Source organism: Nocardioides sp. WG-D5 (assembly GCF_054031175.1).
Genome location: NZ_CM132928.1, coordinates 697174 through 720939 on the forward strand (window position 1 = coordinate 697174; position 23766 = coordinate 720939).

Genomic DNA, 23766 nt, shown 5'->3' on the forward strand with positions numbered 1-23766 from the left:
CCGTGCTCAGGCGCGCCGCCGGGCGAGCACATCGAGCCAGACGTCGCCGAGCCGGCCATCGGCGTGCCCGACCTCGAGCACCTCCCAGCCGGCCTCGTCCAACGCCGCCCGCAGCGCGGGCTCGCGCCAGTAGACGAAGAGCCGCGGCGCCTCGACGTCGCCGCGGTTGGTCCACTCCTCGCCGTCGCCCTGCTTCATCGACACGTGCAGCGCTCCGCCGGGCCGGGTGACCTCGGCGAGCCGGCCCAGCACCGTCGCGAAGTCGTCGCGGGCCACGTGCAGCAGCGTCGCCGAGGCCCAGACCGCGGCGTAGGGGACGTCGGGGTGGACCGGGTCGCGCAGGTCGTCGGTCAGCGGGTCCAGGCAGGCCGCGGCGTACCCCTGCTTGCGCAGGTGCGCCACGAACCCCTCGCTGATGTCGGTGCGCCGCACCCGCACTCCCCCGGCCTCCAGGGCCTTCGCGTCGTGCCCCGGGCCGGTGCCGATCTCGAGCACGTGGTCGCCGGGCTCGAGCTCGGCCAGGAACCGGTCGAGGATCGAACGGTTCTCCTCGGAGAACGAGGTGGCCTCGACGTACGTCGCGACGCTGGCGTCGTAGGCGGCGACGGTCGCCTGCTTGGCGGCCGAGCGTACGTCCCACAGGTGGTGGACGACGTCGTGGAGGTGGTAGCGGCCCAGCGACTCGACGCTGAACACGTCGCCGTTGGACCTGATGCCGCGGCGGCCCCAGGCATCCGGCGGGACCTTCTCGTAAATCGTGGCCACCGCGTCCGCGGCGTCCATCAGCTCCTCGGCCACGAGCGCCGGGTCCTGGCTCGCGTAATCGTCCTCGCGGGCGGTCACGTCCTGGTCCCAGTTGGCGAAGCGGGGCTCGTCCTCGGCCAGCATCAGCCGCAGCCGCTCCCCGAAGACGCGGTGGACGTCGCGTACGTGTGCGCCGTACTCCAGCGCCGACCACACTCCCGGCCGCGGCCGGTCGCGCGCGTTGTCGGCGGTGAGGTAGATCTCCCAGTAGGTCGCGTTGTCCCGGACGATCTCGGGCAGCTGGTCCGCGGTCACCGCACCGGCGACGAATCCGCACTCCGGGCAGGGCCGGTCGAGGACCCAGGTCCAGTCCTTGGTGTCGGGCGTGATCGCGTCATAGGTCATGGATCCATCTTGACGGCCGGCCACGGTCGGCACGAGAGAGATCCTGCCTGTGAGACGCGAGTTGCTGCCGCTCAGGTGAGGAGTAGGGAGTCGAGCCTGCGCCGCACGACGGCGAGCCCGATCGCGCCGAAGGCCAGCAGGTAGACCACCGAGACCAGCGAGCCCCACGAGGGCACCCCGAGGGTCAGCTCGCGGCAGAGCACGACGCCGCGGTAGAGCGGCGTCACCTCCACGACCCAGCGCAGCCAGTCCGGGTAGGCCGTGACCGGGAAGAAGGTCGCGCTGAACAGGAACATCGGCATCATCGCGAGGGTGACCTTCTCGAAGTCCTGCCAGGAGGTCATGTAGGTCGTCAGGGCCATGCCCACGGCCCCGAAGGCCGACCCGATCAGCAGCGCCGCCGGCACGACCAGGATCGCCCACCAAGAGTGCACGAGGTCCATCGCGAGCATGATCACCAGGAACGCCGCGACGTAGATGCCGCTGCGCAGCTGGTTCCAGAGGATCTCGCCGACCGCGATGTCGACCGTGCGCAGCGGGGTGGCCAGCATCTGGTCGTAGAGCTTGTTGTACTTCAGCTTGAAGAAGAAGTTGAAGGTCGCGTCCAGCAGCGACCCGTTCATCGCCGAGGCCGCGATCATCCCGGGCGCGACGAAGTCTCGATACTCGATCGGCTCGCCGGCATAGGTGAACCCGGTGACGATCGCACCGACGCCGATGCCGATCGAGAACAGGTAGAAGACCGGCTCCAGGAAGCCGGTGACGAACACCAGCCAGGCCCGCCGGTAGACGAGGATGTTGCGCCACAGCAGCAGCCGGGCGGCCTCGCCGCCCCGCAGCGGACGGGCGACGGCGGTGCTCACCGCAGCGTTGAGGATCGCCATCTCAGGAGACCAGCCTCTCGCCTAGCCTGCGGATCGCGAGCCACCAGCACACCACCGCCAGGATGCCGAGATAGGCGACGTGGATCGCGACCATGCTCCAGTCGAGCTCACCGACCGTGAGCATCCGGGTCAGGTCGACGCCGTGCCACAGCGGTGAGGCCATCGCGATCTTCTCGAGCACGGGACCCAGGTTGCCGATCGGGAAGAACGTGCCGCTGAACAGCGTCAGCGGGATCATCCCCAGCCGGAAGATCAGCGCGAAGGACTCCTCGCCCTTGATCGAGAGCGAGAACAGCATCACGGGGGTGGCGAAGGCCAGCGCCACCAGCCCCTGCACCAGCCAGGCCGCCAGCACGCCCGACACCGTCTCGAACACCCCGAAGGCAGCCAGGACCAGCAGGAACACCCCGCAGGCGAACAGCGCCCGCAGCACCACCCAGCCGAGCTGGGCCAGGACGATGTGGGACGGCGCCAGCGGCGAGGCGATCATCGAGTAGTAGATCCGCTGCCACTTGAGCATGCCCATCACCGGATAGGTGAGGTCGGCGAAGGCGATCGTCATCGCGTGGGCGGCCACCATGCCGGGAGCCACGAACGCCAGGTAGGTCGACGCGCCCTCGAGCGTGGCCGGGTCGGCGTCGACGAACCCGCCCAGCAGCACGCCCAGCGCCAGCACGTAGAAGAAAGGGGTCACGAAGGTGGTGATCACCCCGCCCTTCCAGGTGCGCGCCAGGACCGTGAGCCAGTAGTCGCCCATCCGCAGCGCACCGGCGACCAGCCCCGAGGGCGCGGTCGGCGCGGTGGCCGGGCCCGTGTCGGCGTAGTCGGTCATCAGTCCACCAGCGTCCGGCCGGTCAGGTGCAGGAAGACGTCCTCGAGCGAGGAGCGCCGCACCAGCGTCGCCACCGGGGCCAGGTCGCGGCTGTGGACGGCCTCGATGACCGCCTCGCCGTCGTCGCTGTAGAGCAGCAGCCGGTCGGGCAGCACCTCGACCCGCTCGGCCAGGTCCTCGACCTTGGCGGCCAGCGCCTCGTGCTCGCCGACGCCGAAGCGCAGCTCGGCGACCTCGCGGGTGGAGTGCTCCTGGATCAGCCCCAGCGGCGTGCCGTGGGCCACGATCCGGCCCTGGTCCATCACCACGAGCTCATCGCACAGCTGCTCGGCCTCGTCCATGTAGTGGGTGGTCAGCAGCAGGGTCACGCCCGCCTGCTTGAGCCGGAAGAGCCGGTCCCAGATGACGTGGCGCGCCTGCGGGTCCAGGCCGGTGGTCGGCTCGTCGAGCACCAGGATCTCGGGCCGGTTGATCAGGCTCCGGGCGATGGTCAGCCGCCGCTTCATCCCGCCGGAGAGGTCGTCGACCTTCGCCTTGGCCTTCTCGGTGAGCTGGACGAAGTCGAGCAGCTCCTCGATCCGGCCCTTGACCTCGGCTCGCGGCAGGCCGAAGTAGCGGCCGTAGACGTAGAGGTTGTCGTAGACGTTGAGCTCGACGTCGAGGGTGTCCTCCTGCGGGCACACCCCGAGCCGTGCCTTGATCTTCGGCCCCTCCCTGGCCGGGTCCATCCCGAAGACCCGCAGCTCTCCCCCGGTCGGCGGCGAGACGCAGCAGATCATCCGCATCGTCGAGGACTTGCCGGCACCGTTGGGACCCAGGAAGCCGAAGGCCACCCCGGGCCGCACCGAGACGTCGATGCCGCGCACCGCCTCGAAGTCGCCGAACGACTTGCGCAGGCCACGCGCCGAGATCATCAGGTCTTCACCCACGTCGGCAAAGACTAGATGCGCGCACCGACAGTTTCGAGCGAGTTCCGGCCGGCGCCTACCCGCCCTGCTGCTTCCGGCGCCGGTTGTAGTCGCGCATCCGCTGCGGTACGCCGACCACGGCCGCGTCGTAGGACGGAACCTTGTGCTTGTTGGCGAACTTGTGCGCCCACTGCGCCGACGGCACCCGCCGCCGGGTCCACTCGCCGTCGTGGGCGACCAGCAGCAGGGTCACCTCGCTGACGACCGTGCGCGGCTCGACGAACCCCTCGACACCTCGCCGGGTCTCGATGAACTGCTCGAGATGCTTCTGGTCGGTGGAGTTCGAGGCGCGTACCCGGGTGGATCCGGTGTAGCTCTCGCCGGTGGGACGGCTCATCCGCGTCCCGCGGCGCCGAAATCGATCGAACAGGCTCACGCTTTTATTGTGCCTCCCGGTGCCCAACGCGCGCCTCGATAAACCTGTTGGGCAGCCACTCCGGGCTCGCCTATCTTGGAGCCTTTGACCCCACGCCCGATCGATCACCCGGCCGCCACGGAGAAGCGATGAACCAGCCATGCCCATAGACGGGACACTCGACGAGAAAACCAACCACGACGACCTCGGCGAGCTCGACGCGGAACGAGCCCATCTGGACGCCTCCCGTCAGGACCTGGCCCGGATGCGCCGGAGGGTCGAGTCGCTGGACTCCTCCGACGCCGGCAACTGGGTCAGCGCCGAGATCCTCGACGCGACGCTCGCGCACCGCCTCGAGCAGCTCGCGGACGACCCGGAGGTGCCGCTCTTCTTCGGCCGGATCGACCGGACCGCCGCCGCGGGAGCCGAGTCGTTCCACGTCGGCCGCCGCCACATCACCGACAGCGCCGGCGACCCGATGGTGGTCGACTGGCGCGCCCCGGTCAGCGTCCCGTTCTACCGGGCCTCACGGACCGAGCCGATGGGGCTGGCGCGCAGGCGCCGCTACGGGTTCTCCCACGGCGAGCTGACCGCCTTCGAGGACGAGTCGCTGACCGACGCCGGGCCCGCACAGGAGCACTCGGCGATCCTCGAGGCCGAGATCGAGCGGCCCCGTGTGGGGCCGATGCGCGACATCGTCGCCACCATCCAGCCCGAGCAGGACGTCCTGGTCCGGGCCGACCTGTCGCAGACGATCGTCGTCCAGGGTGCGCCGGGCACCGGGAAGACGGCCGTGGGGCTGCACCGGGCGGCGTACCTCCTCTACGCGCACCGCGACCAGCTCACCCGGCGCGGGGTCCTGATCGTCGGCCCCAACGCCTCGTTCCTGCGCTACATCCGCGACGTGCTCCCCGCGCTCGGCGAGATCGAGGCCAAGCAGGCGACGATCGCCGAGCTGGTCGCCGAGAACGGGCAGAGCCACGGCACCGTCCGGGCGGAGGACACCGCTCCGGTGGCGACGCTGAAGGGTGACGTACGCATGGCCGAGGTGCTCCGCCGGGCGGTCTGGTCCCACATCGGCGAGCCCGAGGAGGCGCTGGTGGTCCCGCGCGGTTCGCGACGCTGGCGGGTGCCGGCCTCGGAGGCGCGCGAGGCCGTGGAGGGGCTGCGCGCCAACGATCTCCGGTACGCAGCCGGCCGGGCTCTGCTCCCGCGGGCCCTGGCCCACCGGGTGCTGGTGCAGATGGAGCGGTCCGGCGACTCCCCCGACGACCGGGTGCACGACGCGGTGGCGCGGACGAAGCCGGTCAAGGACTACGCGGCCGCGCTGTGGCCGGACCTCAAGCCGGCCCGGGTGCTGTTCCGGCTGCTCACCGACGCGGAATGGCTGGCGGAGATCGCCGACGGGGTGCTCTCGGAGGAAGAGCAGGCGCTGCTGCGGTGGGAGAAGCCGCCCCGCTCGGCCGGCGCAGCCCGCTGGTCGCTGGCCGACCTGGTGCTCCTCGACGAGATCGCCGACCTGCTCGACCGTACGCCGTCCGTCGCCCACATCGTCGCCGACGAGGCCCAGGATTTCTCCGCGATGATGCTGCGCGCCCTCGGCCGCCGCTCGACGACGGGTTCGCTCACGATCCTGGGCGACCTCGCCCAGGCGACCACGCCGTGGGCCTCGTCGTCCTGGGCCGATGCCCTGGCCCATCTCGGCAAGCCCGAGGGCCATGTCGAGCAGCTCACCCGCGGGTTCCGGGTGCCGGCCGACGTGATCGCCTACGCCGCCCGCCTCCTCCCCCACATCGCTCCCGACCTGGAGCCGCCGGTCGCGGTGCGCCGCACCCGCGGCGACCTCACCTTCACCTCCGCGACCGTCGTGGAGGCGCTGGCGGACGTGCTCGACCGGGCCGGGTCGGTGGGACTGATCGTGCCCGACGCCGCGCTGGCGGCGGTGCGCGCCGAGCTGACCGAGGCCGGGCTCGCCTTCGCCGAGATCGCCCTCGGTGAGGTCAGCGCGGCCGACGCGGAGACCGAGTTCGACGCCCATCTCGACCTGGTCCCCGCCTCGCTGGCGAAGGGTCTCGAGTTCGACCACGTCGTCGTCTCCGACCCGACGGCGATCGTGGCCGGCGAGCCCGACCGCGAGACCGGCCTGCGCCGCCTCTACGTCTGCCTCACCCGCGCGGTCACGTCCCTGGTGGTGCGCACCGAGCTCACCCAGGGCGGCCTTCCCGAAGAACTGGGTGGCATCCCGGAGAGTGTTGGTGCGAAGGTGGACGCATGATCGACACCCGCCCTGACCCGCTGGTGAAGGCCGAGTGGCCGCTGCGTACCGAACGGCTCGTGATCCGGCGGATGACGCCCGCCGACATCGAGCCGACCTGGGCCTTCCGCGGCCTCCCCGAGGTCTCCGAGTGGGTGACGAGTGCGTTCGCGGACATCGACGCCTACCGTCGGATCTTCGAGCGACCCGACGTCCTCGGGCCCGCCCTGGTGATCGAGCGCGACGGCGTCATCGTCGGCGACCTCATGCTGCGGGTCACCGACCCGTGGTCGCAGACCGAGGTGCGCAACCAGGCCGACGGCACCCAGGCCGAGCTCGGCTGGACGATCGACCCCGCCCACCAGGGCAACGGCTACGCGACCGAGGCCGTACGTGCGGTGATGGACGTCTGCTTCGGCGCTCTCGGGCTGCGTCGCGTCATCGCCGAGTGCTTCGCCGACAACGTGGCCTCCTGGCGGCTCATGGAGCGCCTCGGGATGCGCCGCGAGTCGCACACCGTCAAGGACTCCCTGCACCGCACCCGGGGTTGGCTCGACGGCCTCTCCTACGCGATCCTGGCCGAGGAGTGGGCCGCTAGAGGCTGAGGGCCGCCTCGACCGCGGCCTCGCAGTGCAGCCGGGTCGTCGGGAACAGCGGCACACCTGCGTACGTCTCCATCGGCAGCAGCAGCTCGATCTCGGTGCAGCCGAGGATGACGCCCTCGCAGCCCGCGGCGACCAGCCGGTCCACGACCTCGAGGTACGCCTGACGCGAGCTGTCCAGGAACGTCCCCAGGCACAGCTCCTCGTAGATGATCCGGTGCACGGTCTCCTGGTCCGGCTCGGTGGGGACGATGACGTCGAGGCCGTGGCCACGCAGCCGGTCGGCGTAGAACGGCTGCGACATCGTGAACCCGGTGCCGAGCAGTCCCACGCGCCCGACCCCGGCCGCGCGCACCGCCGCCGCGGTCGTGTCACCCAGGTGCAGGAAACGATCCCCGTACGTCTCCTCCAGCGCCCCGGCCACCTTGTGCATCGTGTTGGTGGCCAGCACGATCACCTCCGCCCCGGCCCCGCTCAACGTGGCAGCCTCCTCGGCCAGCCGGGCCCCGGCCCGCTCCCACTCGCCGGAGACCTGCATCTCCTCGATCTCCGCGAAGTCCACCGAGCGTACGAGCAGGTCGGCCGAGTGCAGCCCACCGAGCCGCTTCGCGGTGATCTCGTTGAGGAGGCGGTAGTACTCCGCCGTCGACTCCCAGCTCATCCCGCCCAGCACACCGATCCGTCGCATGCCCTCAGTCTGCCCGGGCGGCCAACACGCCGGGCCACTCGTGCCGACCCCGGCGTACGGTCGACACCATGGGAATCCCACTCGCAGACCGCCAAGAGCTCCTGACCCAGCCCCTCATCGCAGCCCTCTCGGTGAGCCGAGAGAACGGTCAGGGTCCCCTGACGGTGCCGATCTGGTACGACTACACCCCCGGCGGCGAGGTGTGGTTCGTAACCGGGAAGGACTCGCTGAAGACCCGGCTGATCAAGGCCGCGGGACGCTGCACGCTGATGGTGGAGCGCCTGGACCCGACGGTGCGCTACGTGTCGGTCGAGGGTCCGGTGCGGATCGCCGATGCCGCCGAGGGCGAGTCGGAGGCGATGGCGCGACGGTATCTGCCGCCGGAGGCGGTCGGGCCCTACCTGGCGGAGGCGGCGAACTTCCCGCCCGAGGTGACCGTGCGGCTCTCGCCGGAGAACTGGCTCTCGGCCGACCTCGGCGCCTTCTGAGACTCCGCCGCCACCTGAGGGTCGGCCAGCTGCCGGCGAACGGCCCGCGCGGCAGCCCGCCCGGCGCGGCTGGCACCGATGGTGCTCGCCGAGGGCCCGTAGCCGACGAGCTGGACACGCGGGTCGTACGCAGCGGTGACCGCGGTCTGGACGTCGGCCGACTCGCGCAGCAGCGGGATCCCACCGTGGGAGCTGCGCAGGTGGAGCGGCGCGAGGTGGGTGATCGCCGGCCGGAACCCGGTGGCCCACAAGATCGCGTCGACCGGCTCGAACGCGCCCGACTCCCACCGCAGCCCGGACGGCTCGATCCGGGAGAACATCGGCAGCCGGCGCTCGTAGACCCCGAGGCGCGCGGCCTCCTGCTCCTGCGGACGCAGCGAGAGGCCGGTGACGCTGACGACGCTGGCCGGCGGCAGGCCGGCCTCGACCCGCTCGGCGACCAGTGTCACCGCCTCGCGCCCGCGATCGGCGTCGAAGTCCGTGCGCCAGACCGGCTCGCGGCGGGTGATCCAGAGCACCGGGGTGAGCGGCGCGAGCTCGCCGAGGAACTGCACCGCCGAAGCTCCCCCGCCGACCACCGCGACGCGCTTCCCGGCGAAGTGAGCAGCACCCGGATAGTCGTGGGTGTGCACCTGCTCCCCCAGGAACGTCGAGGCGCCCGGGTAGTGCGGGACGAACGGCCGGGTCCAGGTGCCGGTCGCGTTGACGAGGGTCTTGGTGAACCAGGTCCGCCCGTCGGCCGAGTGCACCGCGAGCAGATCTCCGACGGAGGTCACCGACGTCACCGAGACGGGACGCTCCACCGGTAGGTCGTGCAGGGACTCGTAGAGCCCGAACCAGCTCGGCACCGCGACGTTGGCCCGCTCGCCGGAATCGCCCGGCGCCCGCCCGTCCGGCAGGTCGGCCACGCCGTGCACGTCGTGCATGGTCAGCGAGTCCCAGCGGTGCTGCCAGGCGCCGCCGGGGCGCCGCTCGGCGTCGAGCACCACGTGGCGTACGCCCAGCCGGCTGAGGTGGTAGGACGCCGACAACCCGGCCTGGCCGGCACCGATCACCACTGACTCGTAGCTCTCCACAGACACCTCAACAACGCACCGAATAAATTCCATACCCACGGAATGCTGCGGGAACACGTTCTACTTGACTACCCTCGACTGAGACTCGGATCGGGAGGTCGGACACGATGGATCAGACACCATGACAGCCGCCGAGACGATCCGCGAGGTCCCACGACTCGCCCCCGGCGACCGCGGACTCCCCTGGGTGGGCCGGCTGCTGGACTACTCCCGCGACCCGGTCGGCTTCTACCGGCACCAGTGGGAGACGTACGGGCCGGTCTCGCCGTTCTTCCGGGCCGGTGAGACCGGCGTGGTCGTGCTCGGCCCGGACGCCTGCGAGGCGGTGCTGCGCAACAAGGACAAGGCGTACGCCAACGGGCCGGCCTGGGGGCAGATCGTCGGCCCCTTCTTCGACCGGGGCCTGATGCTGCTCGACTTCGAGGAGCACCACGTCCATCGCCGGATCATGCAGGAGGCCTTCACCCGGGATCGGCTCGCGACGTACACGACCGCGATGCACCCGGCGATCGCGCAGGGCATCCGCGGCTGGGCCAACGCCCCGGCGTTCCAGTCCTATCCGCGGCTCAAGCAGCTCACCCTCGACATCGCCGCGGACATCTTCATGGGCGGCGCGGCCGAGACCAGCCGCGCCGAGATGGACCGGGTCAACCGGGCGTTCATCGCCTGCGTGCAGGCGGCTGCGGGCGTCGTACGTGCCGATGTGCCGTTCACTCGCTGGGGCCGGGCGTTCCGCGGGCGGAAGGTGCTGGAGGGCTTCCTGCGCCACTACCTCCCGGCCAAGCGAGCGCAGCAGACCGACGACATCTTCTCGGTCCTGTGCCACATCGAGACCGACGACGGCGAGCGGTTCAGCGACGAGGACGTCGTCAACCACATGATCTTCCTGATGATGGCCGCCCACGACACCTCGACCATCACCACCTCGACGATGCTGCAGTACCTGGGCCAGCATCCGCAGTGGCAGCAGCGCTGCCGCGAGGAGTCCCTCGCCCTCGGCCCTGCCCCCACGATGGCCGAGATCGAGAGCCTCACCAGCCTGGACCTGGTGATGAAGGAGGCGCTGCGGCTGCGGGCCCCGGTGCCGGCGCTGATCCGGCGTACGGTCAAGGAGACCCGGCTCCTCGGCGTCCGCATCCCCGCCGACACCGCGGTGATGGTCGGGGTCCAGTTCAGCCACATGATGGAGGACTACTGGACCAACCCGACCGTCTTCGACCCCGAGCGGTTCGCGCCGCACCGGCGCGAGGACAAGAGCCACCGGATGGCATGGGAGCCGTTCGGCGGCGGCGTGCACAAGTGCATCGGCCTCTACTTCGCCGGCCTCGAGGTCAAGTCGATCCTGCACCGGCTCCTGCGCGACTACCGGTGGAGCGTCTCCCCCGGCTACCGCGCACCCCTCGACAACAGCTCGCTGCCGTTCCCGAAGGACGGCAACCCCATCCACCTGACCCGGATCTGAGGAGACCGATGACGACGAAGACAACGGAGGCCGCGAGCGTACGTCCCGGCTGGATCGACGAGTCACGGCTCGCCTCCTGGACCCGGTGGGTGTCGGCTCCGGTCTCGGGCGGCGAGGGCACACTGACCGCGATCGCACCGTACGACGCCCTGCCGACCGCCCCGGTGCCGTCGGTGACGGCCGCGGACGTCGCCGAGGCGGCGGCCGCCGCCCGGGCGGCCCAGCCCGACTGGGCCACGCTCGATCTCCGGGACCGTGCCGAGGTCATGCTGCGGTTCCACGACCTGCTGGTCGAGCGCCAGGACGAGGTGCTCGACCTGATCCAGTGGGAGATGGGCAAGGCCCGCTTCCACGCCTGGCAGGAGGTCCTGCAGGTCGGCAACATCGCCCGCCACTACGCCAGGCGTGCCCCCGCCTACCTCGCCGACAAGCGCGTCCGCGGCGCCATCCCCGGCGTCACCTCGGTGAAGGAGGTGCGGGTGGCGAAGCAGGTCGTCGGGATCATCTCGCCGTGGAACTACCCGCTCTATCTCGGGGTGGGCGACGCGATCCCGGCCCTGCTCGCCGGGTCTGCCGTGATCAGCAAGGCCGACCCGCAGGCGCCCTTGACGCTGCTGTGGGCGCGGGCGCTGATGGCCGAGGCGGGGCTGCCCGAGCACGTCTGGCAGGTCGTCACCGGACCGGGCGCCGCCACCGGCGAGGCGGTCATCGACAACGTCGACTACATCGCCTTCACGGGCTCGACGGCCACCGGGCGGATCGTGGCCCAGCGCGCGGCCGGCCGGCTGATCGGCGCCTCTCTCGAGCTCGGCGGGAAGAACCCGCTCATCGTCCGCCGCGACGCCGACCTCGCCCAGGCCGCCCGCGGCACGGTGATGGCCGCCTTCGCCAACACCGGCCAGATGTGCGTCCACATCGAGCGGGTGGTCGTGCACACGGACGTCTACGACACGTTCCGCCAGGCGCTGGTCGCCGAGACGGAGGGCCAGGTGGTCGGGCAGACCTTCGACTACTCGGCCGACGTCGGCTCGCTGGCCTCGCAGGCCCAGCTCGACAAGGTCACCGCCCACGTCGCCGACGCGGTCGCCAAGGGCGCGACGGTGCTCGCCGGCGGTGAGCCGCTCGCCGAGGTGGGCCCGTTCGCCTTCGCCCCGACGGTCCTGGAGGGGGTCACGTCCGAGATGGATCTCTGCCTGGGCGAGACCTTCGGCCCGGTGGTGGCGCTCTACCGCGCCGACAGCGACGAGGAGGCGGTCCGGATCGCCAACCAGGGCGAGGCCGGGCTCTCCGCGAGCGTGTTCAGCAAGAACGTACGCGAGGCCGACATGATCGCCCGCCGGATCCGTGCGGGTGCGGTCAACATCAACGACGGCGCGGCCCTGGCGGCCGGCAGCATCGAGGCCGGGATGGGCGGCATGGGCTCGAGCGGGCTCGGTCGCCGCCACGGCGCGGACGGGATCCGGAAGTTCACCGACGCCCAGACCCTCGCCGTCTCGCGGATGGGCCCGATCGGGCCGTTCAAGGGGCAGACGGTCGAGAAGTTCGTGCAGCTCGGCAACGGACAGCTCAAGGCCCTGAGGAAGCTGGGGGCACGATGAGCGGGCCGACCGCGCCGGGGAAGCACAACCTGGCGGTGCTCGCCGAGGAGTCCTACGCCCGCCACGGCGACCATCCGATGGTCTTCTTCGAGGGCACCTGGCACTCGTCCAGAGAGATCGCCGAGCGGTCCGCCCGGGTCGCCGGCGGCCTGCGGGAGCTCGGGATCGAGCCCGGCGACCGGGTCGTCGTGCTCACCATGAACACCCCGGAGGTCTTCGTCAGCTACCGCGCCCTGTGGCGCGCCGGCGCGGTGGTAACGCCGGTGATCTTCCTGCAGACGCCGCCCGAGCTGCGCCACATCCTGGAGGACTCCGGCGCCAGGGCCGCCATCGTCACGCCCGAGCTGCTGCCGCTGATCCAGGCGGCCTCCGAGGGCCTCGAGCTCACCGTCATCGTCGCCGGAGGCGTCGAGGAGGGGGCGGGGGTGGTGGCGTACGAGAGTCTGGAGAGCGCCGACCCGATCGACATCGCGCCTCGTGGCGACGACGATCTCGCGGCGCTGCTCTACACCGGCGGCACGACCGGCCGGGCCAAGGGCGTGATGCTCAGCCACCGCGGCTTGTGGGAGTCCGGGCACGCGCTCCACCGGGTCGGGGAGAGCCAGGGCACGACCCGGTGGCTGCTGCCGCTGCCGCTCTCCCATGCGTACGGCCTGATCGTGGTCATCAGCGGCATGCACTCCTCTCGCCCGCAGAGCTCGGTGCTGCAGCGGTGGTTCGATGCCAAGGGGTGGCTCGAGCTCGCCCAGGAGCACCGGGTGGAGTCGAGCACGGTGGTGCCGTCGATGCTGCAGATGCTGCTCGACCAGCCGTATCAGGACTACGACCTGAGCGCGCTGCGCTCCTTCGGCAGCGGCGGAGCGCCGTTGCTGCCGGCGCTGCGCGAGAAGGCCGAGGAGGCCTTCGGCGTGACCATCCTGGAGGGCTACGGCTGCACCGAGTCGAGCGCGGTGATCGCCGCCTCGACGCTGGAGGAGTCGCGGCCCGGCAGCGTCGGCAAGCCGCTCTCGCACGCCGAGGTGATCATCGCCGGGCCGTCCGGTGAACCGGTCGCGACCGGCGAGGAGGGCGAGATCTGGGTGCGCGGCCCCGGGGTGATGCGGGGCTACTGGAACGATCCCGAGCAGACCGCGGCCACCGTCGTCGACGGCTGGCTGCACACCGGCGACATCGGCCACTTCGACGCCGACGGCTACCTCTACGTCGACGACCGGATCAAGGACCTGATCATCCGCGGCGGGTTCAACGTCTTCCCGCGCGACGTCGAGGACGCCCTCCTCGCCCACGAGGCGGTCACCGCCGCCGCGGTCGTCGGCCGCCCCGACGCCCAGCGGGGCGAGGAGGTGGTCGCCGTCGTCGCGCTGCATCCCGGCGCGCGCACCACGCCGGAGGAGCTGATCGCGTTCGCGAAGACACGGCTCGCCGCCCACAAGTACCCCCGCGAGGTCAGGATCCTCGACGCCGTGCCCGTCACCAGCGTCGGCAAGACCGACAGGAAAGCCGTACGCAGCATGGTCCGCACCAGCGAAGGAGAGTCATGACACGCCAGATCGAGGGATCCGCCGTCATCGTCACCGGAGGCGCCCGTGGCATCGGCCGCGCCACCGTCGAGCGGCTCGCGCGCGCCGGGGCGAAAGTCGCCGTGGGCGACCTGGACCCCGACCTGCTCGCCGACGTGGTCGGCGAGTTCGGGCCGCGCGTGATGGCCGCGCGTCTCGACGTCACCGACCCCGCGTCCTGGCGCAGCTTCCTCGACACGGTCGCGGAGCTGGGGCCCTGGGACGTGCTGGTCAACAACGCCGGGATCATGCCGCTCGGGTCGGTCCTCAAGGAGGAGGACGCGCTCACCCGGGCGATCTTCGACGTCAACGTGCACGGCCCGATCAACGGGATCAAGGCCGTCGCTCCGGCCATGGTCGACCGCGGCCAGGGCCACATCGTCAACGTCGCCTCGGCCGTCGGCCGGGTGCCGGTGCCGGACGCGGCGACCTACTCGGCCTCGAAGTTCGCCGTGGTCGGCTTCTCCGAGGCGCTGCGTCTCGAGCTGGCACCCGCGGGGGTCGACGTGTCCCTCATCCTGCCGACGGTGGTGCAGACCGAGCTGGCCGACGGGGTGCCGCCGGCGAAGGGGATGAAGCCGGTCACCGCCGAGGACGTCGCGGAGGCGATCGAGTCGGTCATCCGCGAGCCGCGGCCCGAGGTCTGGGTGCCCAACTGGACCCAGACGCTGACCAAGATCACCCAGGCGATGCCGCGCCGGTTCCAGGACTTCGTGGACCGGACCACCAACGCCTCGCAGCTGCTCGCCGGCGTCGACCCGGCGGCGCGGGCGGCCTACGAGGAGCGGGTGCGACGCAACGTCCGGTAGGGGTGGATTGGCCCAGGAGACGAGCGGTCGATTGGCCGGGCGCGGAGGGCTCCGAGCTCACTAGCGTCGGAGGCGTGAACAACGACGGACTCTCCGTGCCCCAGGGCGCGGCTCTCACCCTCGGTGCGGTGCTCGGCACCGGTGTCATCTCCCTGCCCGCCCTCGCGGCGAGCGAGGCCGGACCGGCCTCGCTCGTGGCCTGGCTGGCCCTGATCGTGCTCTCGGTGCCGCTGGCGACGACCTTCGCCGCGCTGGGGGCGCGGCATCCGGACGGCGGCGGGGTGGCGACGTACGCCCGGCTGGCCTTCAACCAGCACGTGGCGACGATGGTGGGCTGGACGTTCTACCTGACGATCGGCATCGGGGCCCCGGTCGCGGCCGGGTTCGGTGGGGCGTACGTCGCCGACGCCTTCGGCGGCGGCCAGAGCATGTCGCTGGCCGCGACGGCGGCGATCATCGTGCTGGTCACGGTCATGAACTGGTTCGGGATCAAGGTGTCCGGCGGCGTGCAGCTGGCGATCGCCGGGGCGATCGCGGTGCTGCTCGCGGTGGCGGTCCTGGTGGCGCTGCCGCACGCGGAGCTCGGGCGGCTGGCGCCGTTCGCGCCGCACGGGTGGGGCTCGGTCGGCACCGCGGCGGCGATGCTGGTGTGGGCGTTCGCAGGCTGGGAGATCCTCTCCTCGCTCTCGGCGGAGTACCGCGACCCGGCGCGCGACATCCGCCGGGCGACGTACCTGGCGCTCGGGGTGGTGACGGTGCTCTACCTCGGCATCGCGTTCGTGACCGTCGCGGCGATCGGGTCCTCGTCGAGCTCGGCACCGCTGTCGGACCTGCTCGTGCTCGGCTTCGGGGAGGGCGCCCGGCCGGTGACCGCGGTCGTCGCGGTCCTGTTGACCATCGGCGCGATCAACGCCTACTTCGCCGGAGGCTCGCGCCTCGGGGCCTCGTTGGCGCGCGAGGGTTCGCTGCCCCGGTTCCTCGCCGACCCAGCCGTGGTCATCCCCCGCCGCTCGCTGCTCGCGATCTGTGCGGTCGCGCTCGGTTCCCTCGCCGCGATCTGGCTCGCCCGGGTCTCCACGGACATAGGCCTGCTGATGGCCTCGGGGACCTTCTCGCTGCTCTACGTCGTGGGGGCCGCCGCCGCGCTGCGGCTGCTGCCGCGCGGCACGCGGTCGTGGTGGGCCGCGGTCTGCTCGCTGGTCGCGGCGCTGGTGCTGCTGGCGCTCACCGGGGCCCACCTGCTCGGTCCGCTGCTCTGCGCGGGCGCCGGCCTGGCCTGGTCGCTGGTGCGCTCACGCCCAGCCCGCCAGCGTGGCCAGCAGCTCGAGCCCGCGTGGGAGGCTGTCGGTCCGAACGGCTCCGTAGCCCAGGAAGAGCCCGTCGGGGCCGGGCAGCAGGCGGTGGGCGGCGATCGTGTCCAGGGCAAGCCCCTCGGCGGCGGCACGTTCGGCCAGGTCGGCGGGGAGATCTGCCTGAGCGGAGAGGTGTAGGCCGGCGGCCGAGGGGAACACCTCGACCGGCCAGGTGTCGAGATGCTGCAAGAGGATCGAGCGGCGCTCGGCGTACGCCTTGGACGCCTTGCGTACGTGACGGGCGAGCAGGCCCTCCTCCAGGAAGCGGGCCAGGGCGGCCTGGGGCTGGACGGGGCCGAAGCCGTCGCCGAGCTGCTTGGCGGCCAGGAGGCTGTCGACGAGGGAGCCCGGGGCGACCAGGTAGCCGGTGCGCAGACTGGGCAGCAGCGACTTGGAGAAGGTGCCGACGTAGATCACCCGGCCCTGGTCGTCGAGGGCGTGCAGCGGCTCCAGGGGCCGCTCGGTGAACCGGAACTCGCTGTCGTAGTCGTCCTCGACGATGCCGGCGCCGTGGGTGTTGGCGAAGTCGAGGAGCGCTCGGCGGCGTGGGAGGGAGAGGCGTACGCCGAGCGGGAACTGATGGCTCGGGGTCGTATAGACCAGCCGTGCCTGCTCCGGGAGCTGCTCGACGACCAGCCCCTCCTCGTCCACCGGGACCGGCACCACGCGGGCGCCGTGGGAGGCGAACAGGTCGCGCGCGGAGGGGTAGCCCGGGTCCTCGACGGCGACGATGTCGCCCGGCTCGAGCAGGACGCGGGCGATGAGGTCGAGCGCCTGCTGGGTGCCGCTGGTGACCACGATCTGCCCCGGGTCGGCCCGCACCCCGCGGTGGTAGGCCACCGTGTGCGCCAGCGCCTCGCGCAGCCTCGGCAGCCCGGCCGGCGAGGCGTAGGTGCCCGGGTTGTGGCCGCGCAGCCGCGACTCCGCCGCCAGGATCCGCCGCCAGGTGTCGAACGGGAAGAGCTCGGCGTCCGGGATCCCCACCCGCAGGTCGTACGCCGGGACCACCGCCTCCGCGCTCGTCGGCCGCGGCGCCCACCGCCAGCCCGGGCGCGGCATCAGGGATCCCGGGGCGCTGGCTCTGCGAGTCCCGGCGGCGGCCGCGACGTACGTCCCCGCGCCCACGCGCGACTCCAGGAACCCCTCGGCGACAAGGCGCTCGTAGACCGTGGCGACCGTGTTGCGGGAGATGCCGAGGTCCTTGGCCAGCGCCCGGCTCGGCGGGAGCCGGTCCCCCGCCTTCAGCCTGCCGTCGCCGAGCGCGTCGCGCAGCGCCTGGTAGAGCGATGCGGACCTCACCGACCGGTCCGTCAGATCGAGCGCAAGATCCACAGCGGGATTGGACCACACCTGGGCGCCGGGCGCGCCATGGTTTTCGGACCCCGGGCGCAGCTCAGGGACGGGTGGGCAGTCCGAGGCGGGTGATGATCTCCTCGGCGGTCTCGGCCGCGGAGAGGCGCGTGTTGTCGACCACGGTGTGCGGGAGGTCCAACGGGAAGGACACCTCCGGGCCGGTGGAGAGCTCGTGGCGCTCGTTCCAGTCCACCACGTTGGCTCTGGCCCACTCGGTGTCGCGCTTGGACGGCTTCGCGGCCAGCCGCTCCGGGGTCCCCTCCCGGCCCAGGCGGGTCGGCAGATCGGCGTACAGCTCGACGAAGTCGATCCTTCCACCCGCCGCGGCCACCGGGGCGACCAGCGTCTCGACCGCCCGGGTGTCCTCGGGCAGGTCGAGCGCCCAGACGAAGGTGAAGATCAGGCCCGGGAGCTCGGAGGCCACCGCCTCCTCGATCACCCGTCGCCGAAACTCCGACTTGAGCACCCCGAATGACGGCATCTCCCAGTCGAAGACCTCCAGCAAGGGCTCGATCGTGGCGTGGTTGTGGAAGAGCCGGTACGGCGTACGTGCCGCGATCTCCCTGCCCACGCTCATCTTGCCGACCGCCGGCGGGCCGAAGAGGTTGATGAGGTGCATGAGGTCAGTGTGGCCGCTGAGTGTCGGTGGTCGCGACTAGGTTTGTCCTCATGAGCGACACGTCATCGGCGTTGGCGCGGTTCAGCGACCCGACCCGCACGTGGTTCGCGGCTGCCTTCGCGGCGCCGACCGCGGCGCAGGCCGGCGCCTGGGAGGCGATCGGGGCGGGACGCAACGCGCTGGTGGTGGCGCCCACCGGGTCGGGCAAGACGCTGAGCGCCTTCCTGTGGTCGATCGACAAGCTGCTGACCGAGCCGGTGCCGGAGAAGAAGGAGCGCTGCCGGGTCCTCTACATCTCGCCGCTCAAGGCGCTCGGCGTGGATGTCGAGCGCAACCTGCGCAGCCCGCTGGTCGGGATCCGGCAGACCGCCGAGCGGCTGGGCGTCGAGGCGCCCGAGGTGCGCGTCGGGGTGCGCTCCGGCGACACGACCGCGGCCGACCGGCGGCGCCTGACGACCACTCCCCCGGACATCCTGATCACCACCCCCGAGTCGCTGTTCCTGATGCTGACCAGCCAGGCCCGCGAGACGCTGCGGAGCGTCGAGACGGTGATCGTCGACGAGGTCCACGCGGTCGCGGCGACCAAGCGCGGCTCCCACCTGGCGCTGACCCTGGAGCGCCTCGACGCTCTGCTGGAGAGGCCGGCGCAGCGGATCGGGCTCTCCGCGACCGTTCGGCCGCTGGAGGAGGTCGCGCGCTACCTCGGTGGCGCCCAGCCCGTCGACATCGTCGCGCCCCCGGCCGAGAAGCGGTGGGACCTCAGCGTCGTCGTGCCGGTCGAGGACATGACGGCGCCGAGCCCCTACAGCGACGACGAGGACGACGACCCGCAGCGGGCCTCCTCGATCTGGCCGCACGTCGAGGAGCACGTCGCCGACCTGGTCACCGCCCATCGCTCGACCATCGTCTTCGCCAACTCCCGCCGGATCGCGGAGCGGCTGACCGCGCGGCTCAACGAGATCGCCTCCGACCGGGTCTTCCAGACCGGACCGCCTCCTGCCCAGGTGATGGCGCAGTCGGGGCAGTCCCACGGTGCGGCCCCGGTGATCGCCAAGGCCCATCACGGCAGCGTGTCCAAGGAGCAGCGGGCGCTGATCGAGGACGACCTCAAGTCCGGACGGCTGCCCGCGGTGGTGGCCACCTCCAGTCTCGAGCTCGGCATCGACATGGGCGCGGTCGACCTCGTCGTCCAGATCGAGTCGCCGCCGAGCGTCGCCTCCGCGCTCCAGCGCGTCGGGCGAGCCGGCCACCAGGTCGGGGAGGTTTCCCGCGGGGTCTTGTTCCCGAAGCATCGCGGCGACCTCGCGCAGACCGCGGTCAGCGTGCAACGGATGCGGCAGGGTCTGATCGAGTCGATGAGCCTGCCGGCCAACCCGCTCGACGTGCTCGCCCAGCAGATCGTCGCCGCCACCGCCCTGGACACCTGGGACGTCGAGGAGCTGTTCGCGCTGGTCCGGAGGACGGCGTCGTACGCCACCCTCCCCCGCTCCGCCTACGACGCGACCCTCGACCTGCTCGCCGGGCGCTACCCGAGCGAGGAGTTCGCCGAGCTGCGACCGCGCATCGTGTGGGACCGCGTCGCCGGGACCGTGACCGGCCGTCCGGGAGCGCAGCGACTGGCCGTCACCAGCGGCGGCACCATCCCCGACCGCGGTCTCTTCGGCGTGTTCATCGCGGGCGAGGGTGCCGGGCGCCGGGTCGGCGAGCTCGACGAGGAGATGGTCTACGAGTCGCGGGTCGGTGACGTCTTCGCGCTGGGCGCGACGTCGTGGCGGATCGAGGACATCACCCACGACCGGGTGCTGGTGACCCCGGCGCCCGGGATCCCGGGACGGCTCCCGTTCTGGAAGGGCGACTCGCTGGGCCGGCCCGCCGAGCTCGGCGAGGCGGTCGGCGCCTACACCCGTGAGCTCGGCGCGCTCCCGCGGGCGAAGGCAGAGGCCCGGGCGCAGGAGGACGGCCTCGACGCCTACGCGGCCGCCAACCTGGTCACCTACCTGCACGAGCAGGCCGAGGCGACCAACGTCCTCCCCTCCGACAGCAACATCGTCGTGGAGCGGTTCCGCGACGAGCTGGGCGACTGGCGGCTGGTCGTCCACTCGCCTTACGGCCGCCCTGTCCACGCTCCGTGGGCGCTGGCGATCAACGCCCGCATCCGGGAGCGCTACGGGGTCGACGGGCAGGCGATCGACAGCGACGACGGCATCGTGATCCGGCTGCCCGACACCGACGCCGAGGCACCGACCGGCGAGATCATCGTCTTCGAGCCCGACGAGATCGAGGACCTGGTCACCACCGAGGTCGGCGGGTCGGCGCTCTTCGCCAGCCGGTTCCGCGAGTGCGCGGCTCGAGCACTGCTCCTCCCCCGCCGCGACCCCGGCCGCCGCTCACCCCTGTGGCAGCAGCGCCAGCGCTCCGCCGCGCTGCTCGAGGTCGCCTCGCAGTACCCGAGCTTCCCGATCATCCTCGAAGCCGTCCGCGAGTGCCTCCGCGACGTCTACGACCTGCCCTCTCTCGTCGGCCTCCTCCAGCGGATCGAGCGTCGCGAGATCTCCATCGTCGACGTCGCCACCCCCACCCCGTCGCCCTACGCCCAGTCGCTCCTGTTCGGCTACGTCGCCCAGTTCCTCTACGAGGGCGACTCCCCCCTCGCCGAGCGCCGCGCCGCCGCGCTCACCCTCGACCAGGGCCTTCTCGCCGAGCTCCTCGGCCGTGCCGAGCTCCGCGAGCTCCTCGACCCCGAGGTCTTGGCCGAGGTCGAGTCCGAGCTCCAGCGCCTCGCTCCCGGGCGGCAGGCCCGGGGCGCCGAAGGCATCACCGACCTGATCCGCACCATCGGTCCACTGACCCTCGAGGAGATCACCGCCCGCACGGAACACTCCGCTGGTCGAGCCGCGAGCGCCAGCGAGCGTGTCGAGACCAGCACAGTCGATTCGAGCGCCGACATGGACCGTGTTGGTCTCGACGCGGATTCGCTCGTTCCTCACGAATCCGGCTCGACCAGCGAGGGCAGTGAGGTCTCTGACGTGCTGGCGGATCTCGCCACCGCTCGGCGGGTGGTCGAGGTGCGGGTGGCCGGGGAGGCCCGGTGGGCGGTGGTCGAGGACGTGGCCAGGCTCAGGGACGGGCTGGGGGTGGCGGTCCCTCCGGGCGTACCGTCCGCGTTCACCGAGCCTGTGGAGGACCCCGTCGGCGACCTGGTCTCGCGCTACGCACGGTCGCACGGGCCGTTCACCGCGGCCGACGTGGCAGCCAGGCTGGGGCTGGGCGAGGCGGTCGTGCGACACACCCTGGCGCGGCTCTCGGCGCGCGGGCGGGTGCTCGACGGGGAGTTCCGGCCGGGCGGCAGCGGCCTCGAGTGGTGTGATGCCGAGGTGCTGCGGATGCTGCGGCGGCGCTCGCTGGCCCGGCTGCGCAAGGAGGTCGAGCCTGTCGAGCCGGCGGCGCTGGGCAGGTTCCTGCCGGCGTGGCAGAAGACGTCCGTACGCAAGGGTGCGCTGCGCGGGGTCGACGGCGTGTTGAGCGTCGTCGACCAGCTCGCCGGCTGCCCGGTCCCGGCCAGCGCGCTGGAGACCCTGATCCTGCCCGCCCGGGTGGTCGACTACGAGCCCGCCGTCCTCGACGAGCTGACCGCGGGCGGCGAGGTGCTCTGGGCCGGTCACGGCACCCTTCCCGGCACCGACGGCTGGGTCTCGCTGCACCCGGCCGACACCGCCGAGCTGACCCTGCCGCCACCGACCGAGATGCCACCGGGCCCGCTGGCCGAGCGGCTCCTCGAAGCCCTCGAGCCCGGCGGCGCCTGGTTCTTCCACCAGCTCGCCCGGACCGTGGCGGCCGGCGACGAGAAGACGCCGAGCGACGCCGACCTGAGCGCGGCGCTGTGGGAACTGGTCTGGTCGGGCCGGGTCAGCAACGACACCCTGCTGCCGCTGCGGGCGCTGACACGTTCCGGCACGCCCTCGCACCGCTCCCGGCGCCCACCGCCGCGGGCCCGCGGCGGCCGCTACACCGGCGGGGCGCGGATGCCGGCCCGAGCGAGCCTTCCGGAGACCGCCGGACGCTGGACGATCCTGCCCGAGCCGGATCCCGACCCGACCAAGCGCGCCCATGCCGCGGCCGAGCGGCTGCTGGACCGTCACGGCGTGGTCACCCGCGGTGCGGTCCAGTCCGAGCGCACGCCCGGCGGTTTCGCCGCGGTCTACAAGGTGCTCAGCGCCTTCGAGGAGTCCGGACGGGCCCGGCGGGGCTACTTCGTCGAGGGCCTGGGTGCCGCCCAGTTCGGCACCGCGGGCTCGGTCGATCGGCTGCGTACCTTCTCCCGGGTCGAGCCGAGCGACAAGCCGGTCGCCGTCGCGCTCGCCGCGACCGACCCCGCCAACCCCTACGGCGCGGCGCTCCCCTGGCCGGTCTCGGAGGAGGGTCATCGACCGGGCCGCAAGGCCGGCGCGATCGTGGTCCTGGTCGACGGCGAGCTGGCGCTGTACGTCGAGCGCGGCGGCCGCACGCTGCTGACCTGGTCCGAGGACCCCAACCTCCTCGAGCCCGCCGCCGAGGCCCTCGCCGACGCCGTCCGCCGTGGCGCGCTGGGACGCCTCACCGTCGAGAAGGCCGACGGTGCCCCGCTCCTCGGCTCCGGCGAGACGCCCCTGCGCCAGGCGCTGCAGTACGCCGGCTTCATCGCCACCCCGCGCGGCCTGCGCCTGACCTCGCAGAGCAGGTGAGGACGTGCCGGAAGGCGACGCCGTGCTCCGCACCGCCCGTTCCCTCGACAAGGGGCTGGCGGGGCAGGTGCTGACGCGTACGGACTTCCGGGTCCCGCAGCTGGCCACGGCCGACCTCTCCGGCGGCACCGTCCTCGGCACGGCGACCCGCGGCAAGCACCTGCTGACCCGGATCGACCACCGCACCGGCGAGTGGACGCTCCACACGCACCTGAAGATGGAGGGGTCCTGGCGGATCCTCGAGGCAGGCCGGCGCTGGCCCAAGCCCGGCTTCCAGGCGCGCGTCGTGCTCCGCACCGAACGCACCGAGGCGGTCGGCTTCCTGCTCGGCATCGTCGAGCTGGTCCCCCGTGACCAGGAGGAGCAGCTGGTCGCCCATCTCGGCCCGGACATCCTCGCCGACGACTGGGACCCCGACACAGCCCTACAGCGCCTCCGCGACCAGCCGGAGCGGCCGCTCTTCGAGGCGCTGCGCGACCAGACCAACCTCGCCGGGATCGGCACGATCTACGCCGCGGAGACGTGCTTCATCGCCGGGATCAACCCGCTGCGTACGGTCGCGGAGGCCGGCGACCGGCTCCCCCGGATCCTCCAGCGCACCCGTGACCTGATGCAGGCCGACTGGTCCCGCTCCCGCCAGATGTGGGTCTACGGCCGCCGGGCCTGTCGCCGCTGCGGCGGCACCGTGACCGTGGCCAAGGTCGGCCCGCCCGGCAAGGAGCGCCCGGCCTACTACTGCGCGAGGTGCCAGCCCTAGCGACCGTGCAGGAGGCGCAACCGGATCTGTGCGATCCGGACCCGGGTGTCGCGCATGTGGCGGGCGACGTGCGCACGCTCACCGGGAGCGACGGAGGTGAACTCCTCGCGAAGGATGTTCAGGGTCTCCTCCAGCCCGAAGAGCTCAGCCTCGAGCAGGTCGGGAGAAACCGGGTCGCCCTCGCCCCGCGGGCCCGGGACCGTCAGGTCCGGAAGCTCGTTCTCGACTGCCATGCGCATC

The 23766-nt window shown here is 72.1% G+C and carries 19 protein-coding genes and 1 pseudogene; 10 read left to right on the forward strand and 10 right to left on the reverse strand.

Annotation, left to right across the window (positions count from 1 at the left end; genetic code table 11):
- Window positions 1–6: 6 nt before the first annotated feature.
- From ACWZJV_RS03455 to ACWZJV_RS03475, 5 genes are all read right to left on the reverse strand, one after another.
- On the reverse strand, window positions 7–1149 hold the full coding sequence (locus tag ACWZJV_RS03455) for a methyltransferase domain-containing protein (RefSeq protein ID WP_457180234.1): 1143 nt from the start codon (window positions 1147–1149) through the stop codon (window positions 7–9).
- Between the two features lie 71 nt (window positions 1150–1220).
- A complete protein-coding gene (locus tag ACWZJV_RS03460; RefSeq protein ID WP_457180235.1) occupies window positions 1221–2033 on the reverse strand; it encodes an ABC transporter permease in 813 nt (270 codons plus the stop codon).
- A gap of 1 nt (window position 2034) precedes the next feature.
- Entirely contained in the window at window positions 2035–2865 is an 831-nt protein-coding gene (locus ACWZJV_RS03465) for an ABC transporter permease (protein ID WP_457180236.1), read from the reverse strand.
- A complete protein-coding gene (locus tag ACWZJV_RS03470; protein ID WP_307785576.1) occupies window positions 2865–3794 on the reverse strand; it encodes an ABC transporter ATP-binding protein in 930 nt (309 codons plus the stop codon). The genes ACWZJV_RS03465 and ACWZJV_RS03470 overlap by 1 nt, the downstream gene beginning before the upstream one ends.
- Window positions 3795–3849: 55 nt before the next feature.
- On the reverse strand, window positions 3850–4209 hold the full coding sequence (locus ACWZJV_RS03475) for a hypothetical protein (protein ID WP_457180237.1): 360 nt from the start codon (window positions 4207–4209) through the stop codon (window positions 3850–3852).
- A gap of 139 nt (window positions 4210–4348) precedes the next feature.
- On the opposite strand from ACWZJV_RS03475, the gene ACWZJV_RS03480 reads away from it, so the two are divergent.
- A complete protein-coding gene (locus ACWZJV_RS03480) occupies window positions 4349–6463 on the forward strand; it encodes a HelD family protein (RefSeq protein WP_457180238.1) in 2115 nt (704 codons plus the stop codon).
- The gene (locus tag ACWZJV_RS03485; protein WP_008357271.1) at window positions 6460–7047 is read left to right on the forward strand and encodes a GNAT family N-acetyltransferase; all 588 of its coding nucleotides are present in this window, start codon (window positions 6460–6462) and stop codon (window positions 7045–7047) included. The genes ACWZJV_RS03480 and ACWZJV_RS03485 overlap by 4 nt, the downstream gene beginning before the upstream one ends.
- Here ACWZJV_RS03485 and ACWZJV_RS03490 read toward each other — a convergent pair.
- Window positions 7037–7732, reverse strand: a complete 696-nt coding sequence (locus ACWZJV_RS03490; RefSeq protein ID WP_008357272.1) for an aspartate/glutamate racemase family protein — start codon at window positions 7730–7732, stop codon at window positions 7037–7039. The genes ACWZJV_RS03485 and ACWZJV_RS03490 overlap by 11 nt on opposite strands.
- Before the next feature lie 68 nt (window positions 7733–7800).
- On the opposite strand from ACWZJV_RS03490, the gene ACWZJV_RS03495 reads away from it, so the two are divergent.
- The gene (locus ACWZJV_RS03495) at window positions 7801–8220 is read left to right on the forward strand and encodes a pyridoxamine 5'-phosphate oxidase family protein (protein WP_008357276.1); all 420 of its coding nucleotides are present in this window, start codon (window positions 7801–7803) and stop codon (window positions 8218–8220) included.
- On the opposite strand, the gene ACWZJV_RS03500 is transcribed toward ACWZJV_RS03495, so the two are convergent.
- On the reverse strand, window positions 8130–9296 hold the full coding sequence (locus ACWZJV_RS03500; RefSeq protein WP_457182014.1) for an NAD(P)-binding domain-containing protein: 1167 nt from the start codon (window positions 9294–9296) through the stop codon (window positions 8130–8132). The genes ACWZJV_RS03495 and ACWZJV_RS03500 overlap by 91 nt on opposite strands.
- A gap of 121 nt (window positions 9297–9417) precedes the next feature.
- Here ACWZJV_RS03500 and ACWZJV_RS03505 point away from each other — a divergent pair, with 121 nt between their 5' ends.
- From ACWZJV_RS03505 to ACWZJV_RS03525, 5 genes are all read left to right on the forward strand, one after another.
- Window positions 9418–10758 carry a cytochrome P450 gene (locus tag ACWZJV_RS03505; RefSeq protein ID WP_008357280.1) on the forward strand — a complete coding sequence of 447 codons (1341 nt, stop codon included), beginning with the start codon at window positions 9418–9420 and terminating at the stop codon, window positions 10756–10758.
- An 8-nt stretch (window positions 10759–10766) separates the two neighbouring features.
- Window positions 10767–12356, forward strand: a complete 1590-nt coding sequence (locus tag ACWZJV_RS03510; RefSeq protein WP_457180239.1) for a succinic semialdehyde dehydrogenase — start codon at window positions 10767–10769, stop codon at window positions 12354–12356.
- Window positions 12353–13897 carry a class I adenylate-forming enzyme family protein gene (locus ACWZJV_RS03515; protein WP_457180240.1) on the forward strand — a complete coding sequence of 515 codons (1545 nt, stop codon included), beginning with the start codon at window positions 12353–12355 and terminating at the stop codon, window positions 13895–13897. Before ACWZJV_RS03510 ends, ACWZJV_RS03515 begins: the two co-directional genes overlap by 4 nt.
- Window positions 13894–14724: an SDR family oxidoreductase gene (locus ACWZJV_RS03520; protein WP_008357283.1), complete on the forward strand. Its 831-nt coding sequence runs from the start codon at window positions 13894–13896 to the stop codon at window positions 14722–14724. Before ACWZJV_RS03515 ends, ACWZJV_RS03520 begins: the two co-directional genes overlap by 4 nt.
- A 74-nt stretch (window positions 14725–14798) precedes the next feature.
- A complete protein-coding gene (locus tag ACWZJV_RS03525; protein ID WP_457180241.1) occupies window positions 14799–16214 on the forward strand; it encodes an APC family permease in 1416 nt (471 codons plus the stop codon).
- Here the strand turns inward: ACWZJV_RS03525 and pdxR are convergent.
- A pseudogene (pdxR, locus tag ACWZJV_RS03530) lies at window positions 16101–17426 on the reverse strand (MocR-like pyridoxine biosynthesis transcription factor PdxR); the annotation flags it as partial. The gene ACWZJV_RS03525 and the pseudogene pdxR overlap by 114 nt on opposite strands.
- 43 nt (window positions 17427–17469) lie before the next feature.
- Window positions 17470–18048, reverse strand: coding sequence for an AAA family ATPase (locus ACWZJV_RS03535; protein ID WP_457180242.1), 579 nt, complete (start codon window positions 18046–18048; stop codon window positions 17470–17472).
- Window positions 18049–18098: 50 nt separating this feature from the next.
- Between ACWZJV_RS03535 and ACWZJV_RS03540 the strand changes: the two genes are divergently transcribed.
- The gene (locus tag ACWZJV_RS03540) at window positions 18099–22769 is read left to right on the forward strand and encodes an Lhr family ATP-dependent helicase (RefSeq protein WP_457180243.1); all 4671 of its coding nucleotides are present in this window, start codon (window positions 18099–18101) and stop codon (window positions 22767–22769) included.
- Between the two features lie 4 nt (window positions 22770–22773).
- Entirely contained in the window at window positions 22774–23526 is a 753-nt protein-coding gene (locus ACWZJV_RS03545; protein WP_457180244.1) for a DNA-formamidopyrimidine glycosylase family protein, read from the forward strand.
- On the opposite strand, the gene ACWZJV_RS03550 is transcribed toward ACWZJV_RS03545, so the two are convergent.
- Window positions 23523–23759, reverse strand: coding sequence for a hypothetical protein (locus tag ACWZJV_RS03550; RefSeq protein ID WP_008357295.1), 237 nt, complete (start codon window positions 23757–23759; stop codon window positions 23523–23525). The genes ACWZJV_RS03545 and ACWZJV_RS03550 overlap by 4 nt on opposite strands.
- Window positions 23760–23766: the final 7 nt, after the last annotated feature.